This window comes from Aquimarina sp. AWH4_224, assembly GCF_056160245.1.
In genome coordinates, this window is the sequence record NZ_JBSWWU010000016.1 from 36,418 (window position 1) to 57,667 (window position 21,250).

Annotated in this window: 10 protein-coding genes; 7 read left to right on the plus strand and 3 right to left on the minus strand. The window is 36.9% G+C overall.

Going from position 1 to position 21,250, the window contains the following annotated elements:
• Positions 1-26 precede the first annotated feature (26 nt).
• The 6 genes from ACXAGJ_RS22705 to ACXAGJ_RS22730 all read left to right on the plus strand — a co-directional run bounded on the left by ACXAGJ_RS22705 (position 27) and on the right by ACXAGJ_RS22730 (position 14,806).
• Complete coding sequence (locus ACXAGJ_RS22705) at positions 27-4,181, plus strand: hybrid sensor histidine kinase/response regulator transcription factor (RefSeq protein WP_474843219.1); 4,155 nt, start codon at positions 27-29, stop codon at positions 4,179-4,181.
• 505 nt (positions 4,182-4,686) lie between these two features.
• On the plus strand, positions 4,687-7,329 hold the full coding sequence (locus ACXAGJ_RS22710; RefSeq protein ID WP_474843221.1) for a glycoside hydrolase family 3 protein: 2,643 nt from the start codon (positions 4,687-4,689) through the stop codon (positions 7,327-7,329).
• A 61-nt stretch (positions 7,330-7,390) separates the two neighbouring features.
• Positions 7,391-10,528: a SusC/RagA family TonB-linked outer membrane protein gene (locus ACXAGJ_RS22715; protein WP_474843223.1), complete on the plus strand. Its 3,138-nt coding sequence runs from the start codon at positions 7,391-7,393 to the stop codon at positions 10,526-10,528.
• 2 nt (positions 10,529-10,530) lie between these two features.
• Positions 10,531-12,108, plus strand: a complete 1,578-nt coding sequence (locus ACXAGJ_RS22720) for a RagB/SusD family nutrient uptake outer membrane protein (RefSeq protein WP_474843225.1) — start codon at positions 10,531-10,533, stop codon at positions 12,106-12,108.
• Positions 12,109-12,119: 11 nt separating this feature from the next.
• Entirely contained in the window at positions 12,120-13,319 is a 1,200-nt protein-coding gene (locus ACXAGJ_RS22725; protein ID WP_474843227.1) for a CIA30 family protein, read from the plus strand.
• Between the two features lie 92 nt (positions 13,320-13,411).
• Positions 13,412-14,806, plus strand: coding sequence for an endo-1,4-beta-xylanase (locus ACXAGJ_RS22730; RefSeq protein ID WP_474843229.1), 1,395 nt, complete (start codon positions 13,412-13,414; stop codon positions 14,804-14,806).
• Here the strand turns inward: ACXAGJ_RS22730 and ACXAGJ_RS22735 are convergent.
• From ACXAGJ_RS22735 to ACXAGJ_RS22745, 3 genes are all read right to left on the minus strand, one after another.
• A complete protein-coding gene (locus tag ACXAGJ_RS22735; protein WP_474843231.1) occupies positions 14,798-15,178 on the minus strand; it encodes a hypothetical protein in 381 nt (126 codons plus the stop codon). The genes ACXAGJ_RS22730 and ACXAGJ_RS22735 overlap by 9 nt on opposite strands.
• 109 nt (positions 15,179-15,287) lie before the next feature.
• Positions 15,288-15,659 carry a hypothetical protein gene (locus ACXAGJ_RS22740; RefSeq protein ID WP_474843233.1) on the minus strand — a complete coding sequence of 124 codons (372 nt, stop codon included), beginning with the start codon at positions 15,657-15,659 and terminating at the stop codon, positions 15,288-15,290.
• 120 nt (positions 15,660-15,779) lie between these two features.
• Positions 15,780-18,335, minus strand: coding sequence for an ATP-dependent Clp protease ATP-binding subunit (locus tag ACXAGJ_RS22745; RefSeq protein ID WP_073314254.1), 2,556 nt, complete (start codon positions 18,333-18,335; stop codon positions 15,780-15,782).
• Positions 18,336-18,693: 358 nt separating this feature from the next.
• Between ACXAGJ_RS22745 and gyrA the strand changes: the two genes are divergently transcribed.
• Positions 18,694-21,237, plus strand: a complete 2,544-nt coding sequence (gyrA, locus tag ACXAGJ_RS22750) for a DNA gyrase subunit A (protein WP_473280345.1) — start codon at positions 18,694-18,696, stop codon at positions 21,235-21,237.
• The last annotated feature ends 13 nt before the right edge of the window (positions 21,238-21,250 follow it).

Here is a 21,250-nt window from a genome sequence, read left to right on the forward strand (position 1 = left end):
TTTAGTTTTTGTAATACCCCGCGTTTATGTACATCAATAGGACCATATTTTTAATCTTCTCTTTCCTGTTATTGATGACTCATCTTTGGGGACAGGAACCTCCTGCAGATTTCAATTTTGTGTCCACAAAAGATGGAATTTCGAAAACAGCGGTGTCTACCATTATACAGGATCACTATGGTTTTATTTGGATAGGAACCAACGGAGCTGGGATTCATAGATATGATGGTATCGAATATATCTCATATCCCGATACCTCCAAAGATTCAGTATCCATAAATAGTAGTATGATTTTTTGTACGTACTTGGATAAGAAAAACAGATTGTGGGCAGGAACAGAAAGTGGTTTAAGTCTATATGATAGAGGCCAGGATCGATTTAAAAATATAAGCCTAACCAAAGATGCAGATAATGGTTTTAATAACCATATGGCGGTGAGTAGCATTACCGAAGATCATGAAGGCAATCTATTTGTTAGTGTTTTTGAAAAAGGATTATTTAAGCTCGATACCGAGGATTTTGAAGCACATCATATTCCTAATATTGGTTTTAGTACAACGTCAAAAACCGGGATTTTAAATATTTATACCCTGAAAACAGATAGAAAGGGTAAAGTATATGCAGGTACTAATGTTGGTCTCAAAGAGTATGATCCAGACACACAAACGCTCAGACCTTCGTTGTTTTTGTCTAATCATGATTCTAAAACCATTCAAGAACCTATTCAATCCTTATTCATTAGTGAAGAAAATAATATCTGGATTGGAAGTTTATCTTCAGGATTATATAAGGTGGATAGACAAGAGGAGGATGTAGAAATATTGCATTTACCCATAACTTCAAAGAGAATATTATCATTAGCGGTAGCATCCGATGGAACTATTTTGTGTGGAACAGAGAATGACGGGCTTTTTCATATTGACAAAGCGGGGAACGTGATCAAAAACTACTTGTTTGATAAAAAAGATGATAGCAGTATTCGTTCTAATTCCATATGGTCATTGTTCCTGGATAAAAATGATAGAATCTGGATGGGGTATTACAATAGTGGTATCGGAGTATATGACAAGCTGTACGATAAGTTTGAACAAATAGAAAGTCTGCCAAGTATTGCTAATTCTCTGGAAGCAAGTGCGGTTACAGGGATTGTACAGGACCAGAAGAACAGATTTTGGATGAGTATGGATGGTGGAGGAATAGATGTCTATGATCCGCAAACCTCGAAGTTTAAACATATCCATACAAAAAGCAAGGATTTTGAGGGTTTAACTAGTAATGATATTCAAGCCATTTATTTTGATAGTAAAGAAAACCTATGGGTAGGGAGTTGGAATAGTGGAATATTTCTTTTGAAAAAAGGGTCACAACAATTTATTAATTTTAATCCAACAAATACCAATGGAGTACTAACTACTAATAGTATTTTGAGCTTTTCTGAAGATTCCAATGGTAAAATTTGGATAGGCACCTTTTATGGTGGATTATTATCTTATGATTATGATCGCGACAAGATCACACATCATAACAGTAAGGTATTCATGCAGCAGAACATACAAACAAGTTCTATCAGGAGAGTTCTTGTAGATCATAATGATCATATTTGGGTGGGAGCAACTACAGGTTTGTTTAAGGTAATTCCGCAAGAGCAAAATACCTATTCAATTGTCTCTATTCGGCAAAAGATGTCTCCAAAAAATCAAAACTCTCTAAATGCGAATCATATTTTATCTATTTACGAAAGTTCGGATCATATGATTTGGATAGGAACCCGCGGACAGGGATTGTGTAGATATGATGAAAATCAAAATGCTTTTACATGGTATAACCAACAGAATGGTTTGCAGGAAGAAAATGTTTCTGCTATTATTGAAGATCAGGATGGTCATATTTGGGTGAGTGGAAATCAGGGAATTCATAAGTTGGATGTTCAAACCAATAAAGTTTCAGGATATAATGTAAATGATGGTTTGTTATCTAATGATTATAATTTCAATGCGGTACATCGAGACGAATCTGGCAATCTGTATTTTGGGAATTATAAGGGAATCGATTACTTCAACCCTAGAAATATCAAGATCAATACAAGTACGCCTAATCTATACCTCACCGGTTTTAAGTTGTTTAACAAAAATGTAGTTCCCGGCGAAGAAGACTCACCGTTAAAACAGGTGATTTCTGAAACCGATAGCATTTCACTAATGCATACCCAATCCGTTTTTACTATAGAATATGCAGGAGTAAACTATACGAGACCAGAAAAGAATCAATACGCGTATTATTTAAAGGGTTTGGAAGAATCCTGGAATTATGTAGGCAACATGAGAAGTGCTACCTATACCAATTTGGATTATGGAAATTATACGTTTAAAGTAAAGGTGGCTAACAACGATGGTGTTTGGAATGAAACCCCATTAGAATTAAAAATTACCATATTACCTCCTTGGTGGAAAACAAATTGGGCAATTGCTGCTTATGCGTTACTGTTTTTACTAGGCGTTTATTTATTGAATACTCTAACTCAAAATAGGATCAAAGAAAAACAGCTCATTGAAAACGAAAGGGAGAAAAGAATAAAAGAAGAAGAGTTAAACAATAAAAAATTACAATTCTTTACCAATATTTCGCATGAGTTTAGAACACCTCTAACTTTAATCATCAATCCAATTATTGATATTATCAATAGTAAGAAATATCAATTTCCTGATGAAATAAGAGAAAAGCATCTTGTTATTCATAAAAATACAGATCGACTTTCCAGGTTGATCAATGAGCTCATGGATTTCCGAAAATTGGAAATGAATAAGTTAAGAGTGAAAGCGGAGCGTTTGGATATCATTGATTTTGTAGTCGAGGTGGTGAGTTATTTTAAACAAGAAGCATATCATAAAAATATAAGTTTAGGTGTAGAGCATAACGTGGATACCCTAGAAGGGTGGGTAGATAAAAGCATGATGGAGAAAATCATTTTTAATCTTTTGTCCAATGCATTTAAGGTTACTCCCGAAGGAGGAAATATTTTAATAGAAATCTATAGTAATACGCTCGAATCTGAAGAGAATACTGGCCAGCAGAATACTTTTGAAATTTGTATTTCTGACACAGGACCAGGACTCAAAAAGGGACAATTGGATAAGATTTTTGAGCGATTTTACCAGGTAAATAATCTTAACAAGTGGTATTACGGAGGTACAGGGATAGGGCTAGAGGTGGTGAGAGGATTAGTAGAATTACACAAAGGAAACATCCTGGTGGATAGCGAAGTGGGTAAAGGGACCACTTTCAAAGTAATTTTACCATTGGGGAATTCTCATTTTCAGGAAGATGAAATGATCCTTAATAAATCAGTAGAGGGAAAACCTAAGATTGAAAATATAGTTTTGTCTGCTCCAAAGGAACTAGAGGAAGAGAAAAAACAAGAATCCAAAGAACACAGACTTCTTATCGTCGAGGATAATACCGAACTACGTAATTATCTCAAAAGAGAATTGATCGATCGATATAAAATTTTTACGGCTTCCAACGGTGCAGAAGGTTTGGAAAAAGCCAAAAATGAAATCCCAGATATTATCATTACCGATGTAATTATGCCAGAAATGGATGGTTTTGATTTTTGTTCCGCAATAAAGAATGATATTCAAACCAGTCATATTCCTCTGTTGATGCTCACTGCCAAAACCATGCATGAAGATCGTTTAAGAGGGATAGAATCTGGAGCCGATGCTTACTTGAGCAAACCATTTGATCTTAGGGTGCTGAAGTCACGTTTATCTCAATTATTGACTAGTAGACAATTGTTGTTTAATAAATACTTTAGTGCTATAGTAGATAATGATATCGAAACCAACACTACTTCTTTGGACAAGGATTTTATTGAGAAGGTATTGAACTATATCAATGAGAATATTAGTGATCCTAATCTTGGTGTAGAATCATTGGCCTATCAATTGAACCTAAGCAGAAGCCAGTTTTATCGAAAAATCAAAACCCTGACTGGACAAACAGCTAATCAATTTTTAAGAAACATCCGTTTGCAAAGAGCCAAACAAATTTTGGAAAAAGGACATAATAATATTAGTGATGTTTGCTACCAGGTTGGATTTTCTTCACCATCATACTTTACAAAGTGTTTTAGAAATCATTTTGGTATCCTACCAACCGAGGTCGAAACAGAACAATCCTAATGCTATATTTTTTTCGACACGGCAAATTGAAATCTAATTCAATTGGAAATTCTCAAGAATAGATATAGGATGCTCTCCATTCATAGTAGTATAGCCGTAACAATCGCACACCATCATACCAATCACTGAAATGACTTCATAAAGTGAATGGTATCATGCTTTACGCTTCAAAACAAAGCCTTTACCAAAGTAAATTAACGATCAATGCTCTTTGGTAATAGCAATTATGTAGCCTTGTATTCTCATTCTGAAGCATGCTCTTGTTTAACTGGGATTATGCAACAAATTTTGCAGTTAATGCTCTTTTTGTAGCATTATTTTTTCATATCCGTTTCTAAATTGTTAAAAAATTCAGGACTAAATAATGGCATGAAGAAAAAATATTCGAGGCTAAAGATTTTAGTAGAGATTATGTTGATAGGAATTGTATTCGGGCTCCTTGTTTTGATCTTGAGTTTTATGTCATGAAATCATTAAACAACAATAAAATAGGAAACAACAACCAATGAAAAAACTCTTGAAGCTTTGTAACGTAATTCTCTTAGCATTGCTATTGCAATTAGATATGGGATGTATGGCAAAAAAGGAATATGAATACAAATTTCAAAATCCAAAATTAGACGTCACAGAACGAGTAAATGATTTAATAGATCAGATGACCCTTGCAGAAAAAGTCTCTCAGATGCGGTACGATGCGCCTGCGATTGATCGCTTGGGCATCCCTGCTTATAATTGGTGGAATGAATGTTTGCATGGAGTAGCAAGAGCAGGAGAGGCCACAGTTTTTCCTCAGGCCATAGGGATGGGCGCTACATTTGATAAATCATTGATGTTTGAAATAGGTACTGTAATTTCTGACGAAGCCCGGGCAAAACATCATCGCTTTGTAAAAGAGAATAAACGAGGCATATATCAGGGACTTACATTTTGGACTCCTAATATTAATATTTTTAGAGATCCCAGATGGGGGCGTGGACAAGAAACCTATGGAGAAGATCCATATCTCACCGGTAGAATGGGAGTGAACTTCATAAAAGGTTTACAAGGAGATGATCCCAAATACTTTAAGGTAATTGCTACTGCAAAACATTTTGCGGTGCATAGCGGACCAGAAAAATCCAGACACGAAGACAATTACCATACTTCAGACAAAGATCTTAAAGAAACTTATCTGCCAGCTTTTGAAGCAGCAATCAAAGAAGCTAATGTGCAATCCGTAATGTGCGCCTATAATAGATATAGAGATGAAGCATGTTGTGGGAGTAACTTGTTATTAAATGATATTCTTAGAAAAGAATGGGGTTTTGATGGGTATGTGGTTTCAGACTGTTGGGCGATCAACGATTTTTGGGAGCCGAATAAACATGGGTTATCCAAAGATGCGGTAGAGGCTTCTGCCTTGGCAGTAGATAGAGGAACGGATCTAAACTGTGGAAATGTATTTGATCCCAACCTTACGGATGCTGTTTTAAAAGGAATCGTAGATGAAGCCAAAGTTGATCGAGCATTAGCCAGATTGATGGAAGCCAGGTTTAAATTGGGAATGTTTGATCCTGATCAAATGGTGCCTTGGTCTGATATTTCTTATGAAGTTGTAGGCAGTGAAAAGCACTATGCCTTGTCGGAGAAAACAGCGAAAGAATCCATAGTACTTTTGAAAAATGAGAAGCAAACATTACCGCTAGATAAAAACATTTCTTCCATTGCTGTTATTGGACCTAATGCAAATTCAAAACAAGTGTTATTGGGGAACTACCATGGGACTCCTCATAACCGAATTACCCCTTTAAAAGCAATTAAAGAAAAACTACCTAACGCTCAAGTATATTATGCCAAAGGAAGCAATATCGCACAAGGGTGGCCTTTACTAGAACCGATCCCGTCAAATGCTCTTAAAAATGGAAATAACCATGGGTTAGAAGGAGAGTATTTTGACAATCAAAAATGGGAAGGAACTCCAAAATTTACTAGAAATGATAGTGTAATAGACTTTATATGGATGCCCAAAAAACCAATTGATGATTTAGTTTCGGATGAGTTCTCTGTAAAATGGACAGGACAATTGGAAGCTCCAAAAACTGGCAAGTATCGAATTGGATTACGAGCCAGCAGCGGAGGGAAATTTTATGTCAATGACACTTTAAAGTTTGAGTTTAGTGATGACCATGAACCTAAGACCAGATACTTTGATACTGATTTGACCCAAGGGGAAGCAAAAGATATAAGAATAGAGTTTTTTAACTATCATACAGATCCACAGGCGCAATTAGTATGGGCGCACATGGATGAAGATTTGCTATCAACAGCTATAGAACTGGCTAAAAAGTCTGAAGTAGTAGTACTATGCTTAGGACTCTCTCCTGATATTGAGGGAGAAGAAATGCCAGTGGTACTAGAAGGATTTGATAAGGGGGATCGATCAGAGATTTCTTTACCAAAATCACAACTAAGGCTTATGAAAGAGGTAGCCGCTCTTGATAAGCCTATAGTTTTGGTTTTAATGAATGGAAGTGCATTATCCGTGAACTGGGCTGATGAGCATATACCCGCAATTGTAGAATCTTGGTATCCAGGAGAATTTGGTGGAAAAGCCATTGCAGATGTGCTATTTGGGGATTACAACCCAGCGGGTCGCTTGCCAGTAACTTTTTATAAATCCACAGAAGATCTTCCGGATTTTAAGTCCTACGATATGACCAACCGTACCTATAAGTACTTCAAAGGAGAACCTCTGTATCCTTTTGGACATGGATTATCCTATACCAATTTTACCTATGATCACCTGGAAATACCTGATGAGGTCAAACTTAATGAAGATATTCCAATTACTGTTGAGGTTACTAATACGGGGAAGAGAGAAGGAGACGAAGTAGTACAACTTTATATATCTCATAACGTCCAGGATGAGGATACTCCGGTACACTCGCTAGTAGGTTTCGAGCGGATTCATCTGAGTGTAGGTGAAACCAAAAAAGTAAGCTTCAAAATTACCCCAAAGCAATATGCTCGTATAACTTCAGAAGGAAAAATTGATATCACTCCCGGATCAATTCAATTTCATGTAGGAGGAAAACAACCTAACCTAAAAACCAATCCTAAAGGAGCAGAATTGATACAAGTACTTACAAAAACAACCACCCTTAAATAAACAGAAATATGAAAACAAAAATTGCTATACAACAGTTTATTAATAATCAAAAATCACACTTATGATCAAACTCAAACTTGCAATTATTGCAATACTCATAATTGGAATACAACCCGTTTTATCGCAAGGAGATCGTATAACTGGTATGGTAACAGATCAGAACAACTCGCCATTACCAGGAGTTACTGTGTTGGTAAAAGGAACCAGTAACGGTACAACTACAGATTTTGACGGGAATTACGAGTTAAATGGAGTTTCTAAAGGAAACATCATACAATTCTCATACCTGGGGATGGAAACCGTAGAAAGAATTTACACAGATTCAAAACGCATCAACATCGTCATGACTCAGGATGCCACCGATTTGGATGAAGTCGTATTAATAGGATACGGAGAAAGTAGTAAAAAAGACTTAACCTCTGCAATTTCTACCATCAGTGCAGAAACGCTAGCAAAGCAAACTATCCCCAATATTGATCAGGGAATTCAGGGGTTAGTCTCCGGTGTTACCGTGACCCGAAGTTCTGGACAACCAGGTGGAGCAGTTTCCATACGGGTTAGAGGGATCACATCGGTTACAGGAACCAACGAACCTCTTTATATCATTGATGGGGTAAACGTAACCAATGCTTCTACGCAATCTTTCAATTTTTCTCGTTTTGGAGGTACAGGAGGGCAAACAGCGGTAAGTCCACTTTCTGCATTAAATCCAAATGATATCGAATCTATAACAGTACTAAAAGATGCATCTGCGGCTGCCATTTATGGTGCTCAAGCATCGAACGGTGTGGTGCTGATTACCACAAAACGAGAAAAGGTAGGAAAAGCCAAAATCAGTTATGAAACCTACGGAGGAGTGCAGTTTGCTCCAACTTTGATTGATATGATGAACCTTAGAGAGTATGCTGCGTATACTAATGAAGCCAGACAAACACCATCAGTAAATCTCCCGCCGCTTCCTCAATTCGAGGATCCTAGTATTTTGGGAGAAGGGACAGATTGGCAGCGCGCTATTTTTCGAGCAGCACCAATCACAAATCATCAACTGTCATTGTCAGGCGGTAAAGAAAATGCAAAGTTTTATGCATCAATCAATTATTTTGACCAGGAAGGAATTGTTATTAATTCTGGGCTACGAAGATTTGGAGCTCGATTAAATTTGGATTACAAGGTAAATGACTGGTTGAAATTTGGTCATAATATTAATTTGAGTAATTCTCTTGAAGAGGTAGGGTTAAACGATTCTCGAAACGGTACCATTACTACAGCTCTACGACAAACCCCCGATATACCCATTAGAAATCCAGACGGAACCTTCGGATCTCCAGATAATGTGCTCGGTAATACTGCAGCGTTAAACCCTGTAGCATCTGCAGAGATCAGAAGTAGTACACTAGAACGATATAAAATCAATGGAAACCTATTTTTGGATCTGCAACTAGCAAACAATTTAAGCTTTAGAACAGATCTTGGATACGATTACAATACAGCTAAAACAGAAAGCTTTTTTCCAACCTTTGATTTTGGATCTATTAAAAATGATACCAATACAGCATTTAAGTCAGCAAACGAAGGTTTTTATTATCTGTTTAAAAACTACTTGACCTATTCACCACAATTTGGAGATCATAGATTTAGATTGTTATTAGGGGCTGAGGCACAGAAGAGCCAATTTCAAGGTTTATCTGGTCAACGATCAAATTTCCCAAGTAATGAAGTGGATGGCTTAAATACGGGTGACGCCGAAGAGTCGTTGGCAGAATCTTTTGAGGGATCTAGTACTATCGCGTCTTACTTTGGTAGAATCAATTATAATTATTTAGACAAGTATTTGCTATCTGCCTCGGTGCGATATGATGGATCTTCAAAATTTGGTCCGAACAACCGTTGGGGAGTATTTCCATCAGCTTCGGCAGCATGGGTAGTGAGTGAAGAGCCATTTATGGAAAGCGTTTCCAACGTATGGGATTACTTCAAGATAAGGGTAGGATACGGTACCAGTGGTAACCAACAGATCAGTGATAATCTTTTCAGAACCTTGCTTAGAAATGTAAATACAGCTTTAGGGAGTGGGTTTAGCGCCGCAAACTTTCCAAATGCAGATGTCGCTTGGGAATCGTTGATTTCGCCTAACCTGGGAGTAGAATTAGGATTCTTGAATAGTAAAATCCGATTGGATGTAGATGTATATAGAAAAACGTCAAAAGACTTTTTGGCTATTCAACCCTTACCAGGCTTTTTAGGAAGTTTGAACTCCTTGTCTTTTATCGGCATTCAACCTCCGGTATTGAATTTTGGAGAAATGATCAACGATGGTATTGATGTGAATTTGTCGACAAAGAATATTAATAAAGAGCATTTTAGCTGGGATTCCAATGTTGTCTTTTCTCTATATAGAAATGAAATCAGAGAACTATCCAATGATGATGATGCCATTATAGGAACTATACAAGATGAGGATGTTATAGCCGATTTAACCAGATCGCAAGTAGGACAACCCATCGGAATGTTCTTTGGTTTTGTTACCGATGGTTTGTTTAGGTCTCAGGAAGAACTAAACAATGGCCCTATTCCTGCAGAAAGCTCTATTAGTGAGGCCAACGGAACGTGGCTAGGAGATATTCGATTCAGAGATTTGAATGATGATGGCGTTATTGATGCCAATGATAGGACATTCATCGGGAATCCGCATCCGGACTTTACCTTCAGTATTACCAATAACTTTAGATACAGAATGTTTGACTTATCGATCTTTCTTCAGGGGTCATATGGTAACGATATTTACAATTATACCAGAGTTTTTACAGAAGGAATCAATCGTTTCAACTCTAATCAAGCAGCTACAGTTATTGATAGATACAGTGCTGCAAACCCTAACGGAAGCTTACCAAGGTATTCTGATGGTGATAGAAATGGAAACACAAGAGTGTCTGATCGTTTTATTGAGGATGGTTCTTATCTCAGGATACAGAGTGTAACATTGGGGTGCACATTGCCAAAAGACACATTTGGTAAAAACAACTTTTTTGATCGGGTACGAGTATATACCATTTTACAAAACATATATACACTAACGAATTATTCCGGTTATGACCCAGAAGTAGGTTCTTTAAATCAAAGTGCATTACTGAAGGGAATTGATTTTGGTAGATATCCAGTTCCAAGAACTATTACTCTTGGACTTAATGTTCAATTTTAATTATGAAAAAGGAAAATAATATGATGGGTATGAAAAATAGTTATAAAATTTTTACACACGTTTTGATGTTGATCTTTCTCGCTTCTTGTGGAGACGATTTTTTAGAAGTACCGGTAGTAGATACAATTACCGAGGATAATTTTTATATGACCGATGATCAATTACTAGCTGGAGCAAATACATTATATGGTCAGGCCTTTTTTACCACCAATGACAAGTTTATGTATTCTTTGGATATGTTGGCGGGTAATTCTATAGGGTTCGAAGCTGATGCGCCTTATAAACTGTTTGCGGTGGGAGTCAATAACAGAACACTTTTAGAAGGCTGGGAAGGTTTTTACAAAGGGATTGCTGATGCCAATCAACTATTAAAGATTATTGACCAAGGCTTAAGTCCTGATATTTCTGAAGAGGTTAAAAATCAGGTAGAAGGAGAAGCTCGATTTGTAAGAGCTTTCGCATACTTCTATTTGGTACGATTGTGGGGAGAGATTCCTGTGATTGATCAGATTACTGCAGATACTTCTACCAGGTACCGTTTAAATACAGTACCTAGTATCTACGCCTTTATCGAAAGCGATTTGAAAAAAGCTGCAGATCTATTACCGCTTAATCCTTCGGATCAACGTCGAGTAGGGAAAACAGCTCCCTGGGCATTTCTTGCAGAAATGTATCTGACTTTGAAAGACTATGAAAATGCCAGAGCATATGCAAAAATGGTCATCGATAGCGGATTACATAGCCTGCAGACCAATTATCAGGATCAATTTATAAATCCATCGTTAAGTGTAAACAGAGAAGGGATTTACAGATGGGTTTGGACTTCGATCAATGGATTGTGGGGAATACAAAATACGAATCAGGCATATTTGATCGATGATGATGATCTGGTTGGTAACAACGGAGCTTTCGGCTCTGTAGCACCCAGTGTAGATTTGTTTTTGGCGTTCGACAAAGTAGCAGATCCTGGAGAAGAGGATTTACGACGTAAATGGATCATTATGGAACCTGGGCGACAGTATGATGAGTTAAAAACTGTGGATGGAGGGTATACTTTTCCTGAAAATGGTGATAATTCGGCCACCAAAATTCGATATCGAAAATATGTGGTGGGCTCTCTAAATGAACATCCTAACGTATTTTTTATGAGAACTGAAATGAGTACTCAACTGATGAGGTATGCAGATATCTTATTGATATACGCCGAAGCTATTTTAGGAAACGGCGCATCTACCGGAGACGCACAAGCAATAGACGCCTTTAACCAGGTTAGAAGAAGAGCAGGTCTTACAGAAAAAACGATGATCAGCAAAGAGGATCTTATGAATGAGAGAAGAATAGAACTGGCTTTAGAAGCTGGTAAATTCTGGTTGGATTTATTACGAATGGATAGAACTATGGCACGCGATATTATTAGAGTACAGAACAGAGGTACGGCAAATAGCTTAGTGCCGTTAGATACTGATCCTGTGTTTGTGACAGATATAGATAACGCCAATTTTCTTTTTCCTATTCCAGCTGCAGAGTTGTCGTTTATAGATACAACAAGTCCAGCGGTAGATTATGTAATTAATGATTAATACGATACATCATGATAAGAAATAATAAATCAAGATTTTCTATCTATAACTTACTGGTTTTATGTTTGCCATTGGTGGCATTCATAGTATTATCCTCTTGTGAGAACGATAGTAAAGAAGAAACCTTTGGAGATCCTGTTATCTCAAATATATTATCGTTGGGAGACGATCCAAGGATCAATTCGGGTTTCCCAGACGTCCTGGTAAGAGTAGAAGGTAGTGGTCTAAGTAATATGAAAGAGATCATTTTTGACGATAAAATTAATGTAGGCTTTAATACTACTTTGAATTCTGATATAGCACTCTTCTTTAATGTTCCCTTTGATGTAGATCTAGGGAGCCGTTTTGGAAATCAAAATGTAACTTTTAAAAATCAATTTGGTACAACCGTGTCTACGGAGTTTGAGATTATACAACCAGAACCTACTTTAACTGTTCAGGATACTTTTGCGCCAGATAAAGCCGAGGCAGGAGTAGAAATTCGAGTATTTGGAGATTGGTTTTTTAATGTTGAAGATGTTTTGATCGATGGAGAATCAGTAGGAGGATTTACCGTGGTTTCTCCACAAGAACTCACCTTTATATTCCCAGAAGGAAAAACCGAAACTACAGAATTTACTCTGGTAACTGCTGCGGGATCGGTCTCAAAAGATTTACCGATTCTAGGAGGTATTGTTGAAATTTTGATCACAGATTTTGAAGGAAACGGAATTCCTAGTATCAATGATGATTATCCTTCGGATTGGTTTAGTTATGGAGACAATATGTTCCGTATTGCAGCTGGAATTGGAGCGGACGGAAGTACAGGTGCCGAAATTATATGGGATGATACAGGCACTGATCCTTTTACGGGAAGCTCGCATCAAAGTATAGCATCAGTGACCACTTCTACAGATGCCGAGAATGCATTTTTGATCATTGATATTAACGGAGATGGATTTCCTGGTACGGTGATGGAATTTGTTCTGGAAGATGATCGAAGTAATTGGCTATTCAAAGTTCCATTGGAAGGGACAGGATGGCAAACCTTACGATTAAGAATGTCTGATTTTGGTTTTAGTTTTGATCCTGGTAATCAGAGTAATGGTGATGTAAATCCATCTACCATTATAGCGGTAAAAATGCAGATCAGCCACGAAGGAGGAGCAGGAGTGGTTCCGTCTGGATACAAATATGATAATATCAAATTCGAAGTTTTAGAACTGGAATAAATAAGTAGTAGATTAATAAGACAGTAATACCAACAGGGAGAAAGGAATGCAATTTTTGTTGTATGATCTTCTCCTTGTAAATCATAAAAAATATGTTACGAATAAAAGAAATAAGTAAAATGCTTTTCCTAGCAATGGTGTCTCTTGCCATGATGATTTTTGTCTCATGCTCTGATGATGATAGTGATGATCAAGGACAGGGAATAATATCATCGCCAGTTGCAAAAGCAGCCTCAGAAATAGCTTTTACCAGTTTTAGAGCCAATTGGGATCCGGTATTTAGAGCAGGAGAGTATCAATTGGATGTCTCAGATAATGCAGGTTTTTCTTCATTTTTGCAGGGGTATGAAAACAGATCGGTGAATCAATTGTTTGAAACCGTGTCAGGACTAGCTCAAAACACCCAATATTATTATAGAGTACGAGCTGTTGTGGATGGAGGAATCTCGGGAAATTCGAATATTATTGATGTAAGTACCGATACCAAAATTGCTGATGATGTCACTTTGAAACAAGCAGCAGAAAATAATTTTCTAGTAGGCGTAGCCGTTTCTGCCGCTAGGACTGAAATAGCAGCTTATGATGAGGTGTATAAAAGAGAGTTCAATAGCATTACTGCCGAGAATGATATGAAAATGGCTTCTGTATTTACGGGCATTGATGGGTCAGGTAATATCATTTATGATTGGAGTAAAGTAGATGCATTGATCAATTATGCTGAAACGAATGGCATGAATGTGCATGGTCATACTTTGATTTGGCATCGTAGCGTACCGGAAGCATTAGAAAATTTTGCAGGAACGGATCAGGAATTTGAAGATTTGATCGAGCAATATATTAATGCGGTGTTTACCAGATATAAAGGTAAAATCAACTCTTGGGATGTGGTAAATGAAGCTATTGACGATGATCCCGCTGTTCAATGGAGAAATACCTTGTTTTTGCAAAGAATGGGGGAGAACTATGTTCAAAAGTGTTTTGAATTTGCAAGAGCCGCTGATCCAGATGTAAAACTGTTTTATAATGATTACAATATGACTTTTGATGCTACTAAAAGAGGTAAAGTGTTGACGATGGTAGATAATTTGAAGGCTAGCAATTTAATTGACGGAGTAGGATATCAAATGCATATAGATTATAATTTCCCGAGTAGACAAGAAATACAAGAGGCTACCGACGAGTTGGTTGCAAAAGATGTACTTATACATTTTGCAGAACTTGACGTAAAAGTAAACGCTGCTGATGATTTAACTGATTTCACTACAGAGCGATCAATGGCCCAAGCAGCAAGGGTAGCGGAGATAGTAGAAATTTTTAACGCAATTCCTCAAGCTCAAAAGTATGCTATTACGCTTTGGGGGCTTAAAGATGATGATACATGGTTAATTCCAGAAAATAATGGCAGACCAGAATGGCCACTTTTATTCGATGCCTCTTTCGAGAAAAAAGAAGCCTATTTTAGTTTTATAAAAGTATTATTAGACTGATGCCGCTTTTTTGAGCAATGCATCTTTCCATCGCAGTGCTTCAATCATAGAAGAAAAGTACTTCAGATCTTTTTTGTAGAAAGAACCCTCTAATTCAGAAAGTAATTTTTGTCTGGGGTTCTTTGATACTACAGCGATACCAAGCATGTTATCGATCTTTTTGGTTTCGTGGTATACGGTGGGATTCACTGCGTATGAGTGTATTCGATTAGAGATGTACACAAAGTTTCTGTTGTTAAAATGGGTATTTACAAATTCTAATAGAATCTTATTGTGCTCGGGTAAAACCAAAAAACCAGAAGAAATAGTATTGGTGAGGTAATTTGGATGTACTTCGACCGTAGTAAAACCTAAATCATAGTATTTTATCATTTTCAATAATGAATTACTATATCTAAGTATGGCTAATGTGCCTTTAATTTACGATAAAACTAGATTAAACAAAAGTTAAAATATCAATGCTTAGGTGCATAAAGTGTGTTTACTGCCCTTTTTTTAGCAGTTTGTTTTTCCATTTCAAGGCATCTTCCATAGTCTCAAAGTGCTTAAATTCTTTGTCGAAAAATGTTTTCTCGTAGGTAGTTTGTGTTTTTTGAACAGGATCTTTAGAAACCACTGCAAATCCTTTTAACTGTTCGATCTGGGCTGTTCTTATATACACTATTGGATCAACAGAATAGGAGTGAATCCTATGTGTAATATATACAAAAGGGGTATCAAAATGACTTTCCGCTATTTCTATCAAGACAGCATTATTCTGTTTGTCGACAGTAATGCCTTCATTCATTACTGCAAGTACATAATCATCATGAATTTCCAGGGTGCAGAAATCAAGGGTATAAGATTTAATCATGTATTGTTAGTTAGCTTAGCGCGATCAATGTAAAAGGAAAATCATAAATATCAAATTCTTTGAGATAAAAAAAACCGCCGTTTATCAACAGCGGTTTAAACATATTACTATTTTTGGATCTTATGATTCGGTAGATTTTTCAGCCTTTTCGATGCTGATCGTCAATTCTCCAGAATCATCTATATCCATAAAGATACTATCTCCTTCTTGAAGTTTAGCATTAATAATCTCTTCGGCAAGAGCATCCTCAATATATTTTTGAATAGCTCTTTTCAAAGGTCTAGCTCCATATTGCTTGTCAAATCCTTTTTCGGTGATATAGTCCTTCGCTTTTTCACTTAAAGAAAGATCATAACCAAGACCTTTGATTCTTCCATACAACTTATCAAGTTCGATATCGATGATCTTGTGAATATCTTCTCTTTCAAGCGCATTAAACACAATCACATCATCAACTCGATTCAGGAATTCTGGAGCAAATGCCTTTTTGAGTGCGTTTTCGATCACTCCTTTGGCATAATCTTCAGCTTGAGACTTTTTGGCAGTGGTTCCAAAACCAACACCTTGTCCAAAGTCTTTAAGTTTACGAGCACCGATATTAGAGGTCATTATGATAATGGTGTTTCTAAAGTCGATTTTACGACCTAAACTATCTGTAAGATAACCATCATCAAGTACCTGTAACATCATATTGAACACATCAGGATGCGCTTTTTCTATCTCGTCTAATAGAATCACAGAATAAGGTTTTCTTCTTACCTTTTCGGTAAGCTGACCTCCTTCTTCGTATCCAACGTATCCCGGAGGTGCACCAATTAGTCTAGACACGGCGAATTTTTCCATGTATTCACTCATGTCGATACGGATCAATGTATCTTCACTATCAAACAGCTCTTTTGCTAAAACTTTTGCTAATTGTGTTTTTCCAACACCTGTTTGCCCTAAGAAAATAAAGGAACCAATAGGTTTGTTAGGATCTTTCAACCCGGCACGATTACGCTGTATTGCTTTTACTACTTTATTTACAGCTTCATCCTGCCCAATTACCTTTCCTTTGATCAAATTAGGAAGTTCTGCAAGTTTGTTGCTTTCGGTTTGAGCAATACGATTCACAGGGATTCCTGTCATCATAGAAACTACATCTGCCACATTTTCTTCATCTACAGTTTCTTTATGAAGTTTGGATTCTTTTTCCCACTGTTCTTGGGCTACACTCAGTTCCTTTTCCAGGTTTTTTTCATCATCTCTCAGCTTTGCAGCTTCTTCATACTTCTGTTTTTTGACTACGCTGTTTTTTAATTCTCTAACCTCTTCCAATTTCTTTTCGAGATCAAGAACTTTCTTAGGTACGTCAATATTGGTGATGTGTACTCTAGAGCCAGCTTCATCCAAAGCATCGATAGCTTTGTCTGGTAAAAAACGGTCGGTCATGTATCTATTCGTAAGCTTAACACAAGCTTCTATAGCATCCGGTGTGTAGCTTACATTATGATGCTCTTCATACTTCTCCTTAATATTGTTAAGGATTTCTATCGTTTCTTCAATGTTTGTAGGTTCTACAATTACTTTTTGGAAACGACGTTCAAGTGCTCCGTCTTTTTCGATGTATTGACGATACTCGTCCAGCGTAGTAGCACCTATACATTGTATTTCTCCTCTTGCTAATGCCGGTTTGAACATATTAGAAGCATCAAGGCTTCCGGTTGCACCACCTGCACCTACAATCGTATGTATTTCATCTATGAACAGAATGATATCATCATTTTTCTCCAGTTCATTCATTACCGCTTTCATTCGCTCTTCGAATTGTCCACGGTATTTTGTTCCGGCTACCAAACTAGCGAGATCCAGTGTAACCACTCGTTTATCAAAAAGAATACGAGATACTTTTCGTTTCACTATGCGAAGTGCCAAACCTTCGGCGATGGCGGATTTACCAACACCAGGTTCACCAATTAGCAAAGGATTATTCTTTTTACGACGGCTCAAAATTTGAGATACACGTTCAATTTCTTTGGATCGACCTACTACAGGATCAAGCTTTCCTTCTTCTGCCATGGCGGTAAGATCACGACCAAAATTATCCAAAACAGGAGTTTTAGATTTCTTGCCGGCTTTACTACCAGAACCTGGAGAATTAAACGGATTTTCTTTTGAAGCATCTCCTGTTAAATCATCATCATCTTCAGAGAAGGATTCTGCTTTTGGGTTGTCTAGATATTCTTCTTCGTTTGCGATCATATATTTAAATTGGTCTTTAACATTATCATAATCTACTTTTAAACGATTTAAAAGTTTCGTGGTTGGGTCATTTTCGTTTCTCAAAATACATAGCAATAAATGTGCGGTATTAATTGAGGAACTTTGAAATAATTTGGCTTCCAGAAAGGTTGTTTTTAAGGCTCTTTCTGCTTGCCTGGTTAAGTGTAAGTTCTTTTTTTCGTTTGAAGCAACTGCTACATTGGGGTTTGCAGGGCTTAGAATTTCAACTTTTCTTCTTAAGTTAGTTAAATCTATGTCTAACGCATCAAGGATACTAATTGCTTTTCCACTTCCATCACGCAATAACCCTAACATAAGATGTTCTGTACCTATAAAGTCATGCCCTAATCTAAGAGCTTCTTCTTTACTATAGGCAATTACATCTTTTACTCTAGGTGAAAAATTATCATCCATATAATCTCTTTCTTTTTCTATATAACTAAAATAATAATTTTTGGAATTACTATGGCAAAAACTATTCCTTTTAATCGATGATTAACAAATATATTGTTACAAAAGGCTAATTTGTCATGTAGTTTTGCCCAATTTTCACTAAAATCGATGACCTGATCGATTCTCTTTTTTTGCATTTCTTGGTAAATAGACAAAAAAAGCTGTAATAATCAAAACCTATGTTTATAGACTTATTAACGATACCAAGTACTATTTTTGTTAATAAATTGCGTATATTACATAGGTAATTGGGTGTTAAAAACGTCTTAATTTACTTAAATTAGCGCGTTTAATAATTCAATTTCAGAAAAAAGTTTTTATGGCAGAAGGAGAAAAACTTATACCTATTAATATTGAGGATGAGATGAAATCGGCTTACATCGATTATTCGATGTCAGTTATTGTATCTCGTGCACTTCCAGATGTTAGAGACGGTTTAAAGCCAGTACATCGACGTGTATTATATGGTATGTATGAATTGGGAGTAAGAGCTAGTAGCGCCCACAAAAAATCAGCTAGAATTGTAGGGGAAGTTCTAGGTAAATATCACCCACACGGGGATACTTCGGTATACGACACTATGGTTCGTATGGCCCAGGAATGGAGTTTGAGATATATGTTGGTTGATGGCCAGGGTAACTTTGGGTCTGTAGATGGGGACAGTCCGGCAGCAATGCGTTATACCGAGGCAAGAATGAGAAAGATATCCGAAGACATGCTTGCGGATATAGAAAAAGATACAGTAGATCATACCTTTAATTTTGACGATACATTACAAGAACCAACAGTACTTCCTACAAGAGTTCCGGGATTATTGATTAATGGTGCTTCAGGTATTGCAGTAGGTATGGCAACCAATATGCCACCACATAACTTAAGCGAAGTTGTGGATGGTACTATCGCTTATATCGATAACAATGATATCGAGATTGATGAGCTAATGACTCATATCAAAGCTCCTGATTTTCCAACGGGAGGTATCATTTATGGATATGACGGCGTAAGAGAAGCATTCAAAACAGGTCGTGGTAGAATCGTAATGCGAGGTAAAGCCAGTTTTGAAGAGGTAAATGGTAGAGAGTGTATTATCGTTACCGAAATACCTTATCAGGTCAATAAGGCAGACATGATTAAGAAGACTGCCGATTTGGTGAATGATAAAAAGATAGATGGTATTTCTTCGATTCGAGATGAATCCGATCGTAAAGGAATGCGTATCGTTTATGTCTTGAAAAGAGATGCAATACCTAATATTGTATTGAACCTTTTATATAAGTACACTGCGCTTCAATCTTCTTTTAGTGTAAATAATATTGCACTTGTAAAAGGAAGACCGCAGTTGTTGAATGTAAAAGAAATGATTCATCATTTTGTAGAGCACAGACACGATGTGGTTGTACGCCGTACAAAATATGAATTAAGAAAAGCCGAAGAAAGAGCACACATATTAGAAGGATTAATCATAGCTTCAGATAATATTGACGAAGTGATTGCATTGATTCGTGCCTCTGCAAATGCGGAGGAGGCTCGTGAGAAGTTGATTGAGCGTTTCAAATTATCTGAGATACAAGCCAAGGCAATTGTAGAAATGCGATTGAGACAGCTTACAGGACTGGAGCAAGATAAACTTCGTGCAGAGTACGAAGAGTTGATGAAAACCATTGAAGATTTAAAAGACATTCTTGATAAAAAAGAACGTCGAATGGATATCATCAAAGAAGAGCTGATCGAAGTACAGGAAAAATACGGGGATGAGCGTCGTTCTCAAATAGAATATGCAGGTGGTGATCTTAGTATAGAGGATATGATCCCTGATGAAAAGGTGGTGATTACCATTTCTCATGCAGGATATATCAAAAGAACATCGTTAAACGAGTATAAGAAACAAAATAGAGGAGGAGTTGGACAAAAAGGAAGTACTACTCGTAATGAAGACTTCTTAGAACATCTGTTTGTGGGTACTAACCACCAATACATGTTGTTCTTTACTCAAAAAGGAAAATGTTTCTGGATGCGCGTATACGAAATACCAGAAGGAAGTAAAACTTCAAAAGGTAGAGCCATCCAGAATTTGATCAATATCAGTCAGGATGACAAAGTGAAAGCATTTATATGTACTCAGGATTTAAAAGACGAAGAGTATATCAATTCACACTATGTCATAATGGCAACGAAAAAAGGTCAGGTCAAAAAGACATCTTTGGAACAATATTCCAGACCGAGAACGAATGGAATCAATGCCATTACCATTAAGGACGAAGATGAGTTACTAGAAGCTAAACTTACCGACGGTAAAAGTCAGGTAATGCTCGCTGTAAAATCTGGAAAAGCGATACGCTTTGAAGAGGAGAAAACTCGACCTATGGGTAGAGGAGCATCTGGAGTTAGAGGAATTAGATTGGCAGATGAAAAAGACGAAGTAATTGGTATGGTTGCCGTAAATGACATGGAAAGTAATATCTTAGTAGTGTCAGAAAACGGATACGGAAAACGTTCAAAACTAGAAGATTATAGAATTACCAATAGAGGAGGTAAGGGTGTTAAAACCATTTCTGTAACTGATAAGACTGGAAACTTAGTAGCGATAAAGAATGTAACTGATTTGGATGATTTGATGATCATCAATAAATCGGGTATCGCGATAAGACTTTCGGTCGAAGATTTAAGGGTAATGGGTCGTGCCACTCAGGGGGTTCGATTGATTAACTTAAAAGGTAAAGATTCTATTGCTGCGGTAGCAAAAGTAATGCACGATGAAGATGATTTGGAGAACGCAGAAAATGCTGACGAAATCGCCGAAGCAAATATAGATACTGAAGATGCCGGAGATGGCACGAATATTGATAAGAAAACTGAAGAATAATTAAATCCCATTA

Excerpts from the sequence above, each read along its gene's own strand:
- ACXAGJ_RS22705 (WP_474843219.1), top strand. The coding sequence starts at position 27 with ATGTACATCAATAGGACCATATTTTTAATCTTCTCTTTCCTGTTATTG.
- ACXAGJ_RS22710 (WP_474843221.1), top strand. The coding sequence starts at position 4,687 with ATGAAAAAACTCTTGAAGCTTTGTAACGTAATTCTCTTAGCATTGCTA.
- ACXAGJ_RS22715 (WP_474843223.1), top strand. The coding sequence starts at position 7,391 with ATGATCAAACTCAAACTTGCAATTATTGCAATACTCATAATTGGAATA.
- ACXAGJ_RS22720 (WP_474843225.1), top strand. The coding sequence starts at position 10,531 with ATGAAAAAGGAAAATAATATGATGGGTATGAAAAATAGTTATAAAATT.
- ACXAGJ_RS22725 (WP_474843227.1), top strand. The coding sequence starts at position 12,120 with ATGATAAGAAATAATAAATCAAGATTTTCTATCTATAACTTACTGGTT.
- ACXAGJ_RS22730 (WP_474843229.1), top strand. The coding sequence starts at position 13,412 with ATGTTACGAATAAAAGAAATAAGTAAAATGCTTTTCCTAGCAATGGTG.
- ACXAGJ_RS22735 (WP_474843231.1), bottom strand. The coding sequence starts at position 15,178 with ATGATAAAATACTATGATTTAGGTTTTACTACGGTCGAAGTACATCCA.
- ACXAGJ_RS22740 (WP_474843233.1), bottom strand. The coding sequence starts at position 15,659 with ATGATTAAATCTTATACCCTTGATTTCTGCACCCTGGAAATTCATGAT.
- ACXAGJ_RS22745 (WP_073314254.1), bottom strand. The coding sequence starts at position 18,335 with ATGGATGATAATTTTTCACCTAGAGTAAAAGATGTAATTGCCTATAGT.
- gyrA (WP_473280345.1), top strand. The coding sequence starts at position 18,694 with ATGGCAGAAGGAGAAAAACTTATACCTATTAATATTGAGGATGAGATG.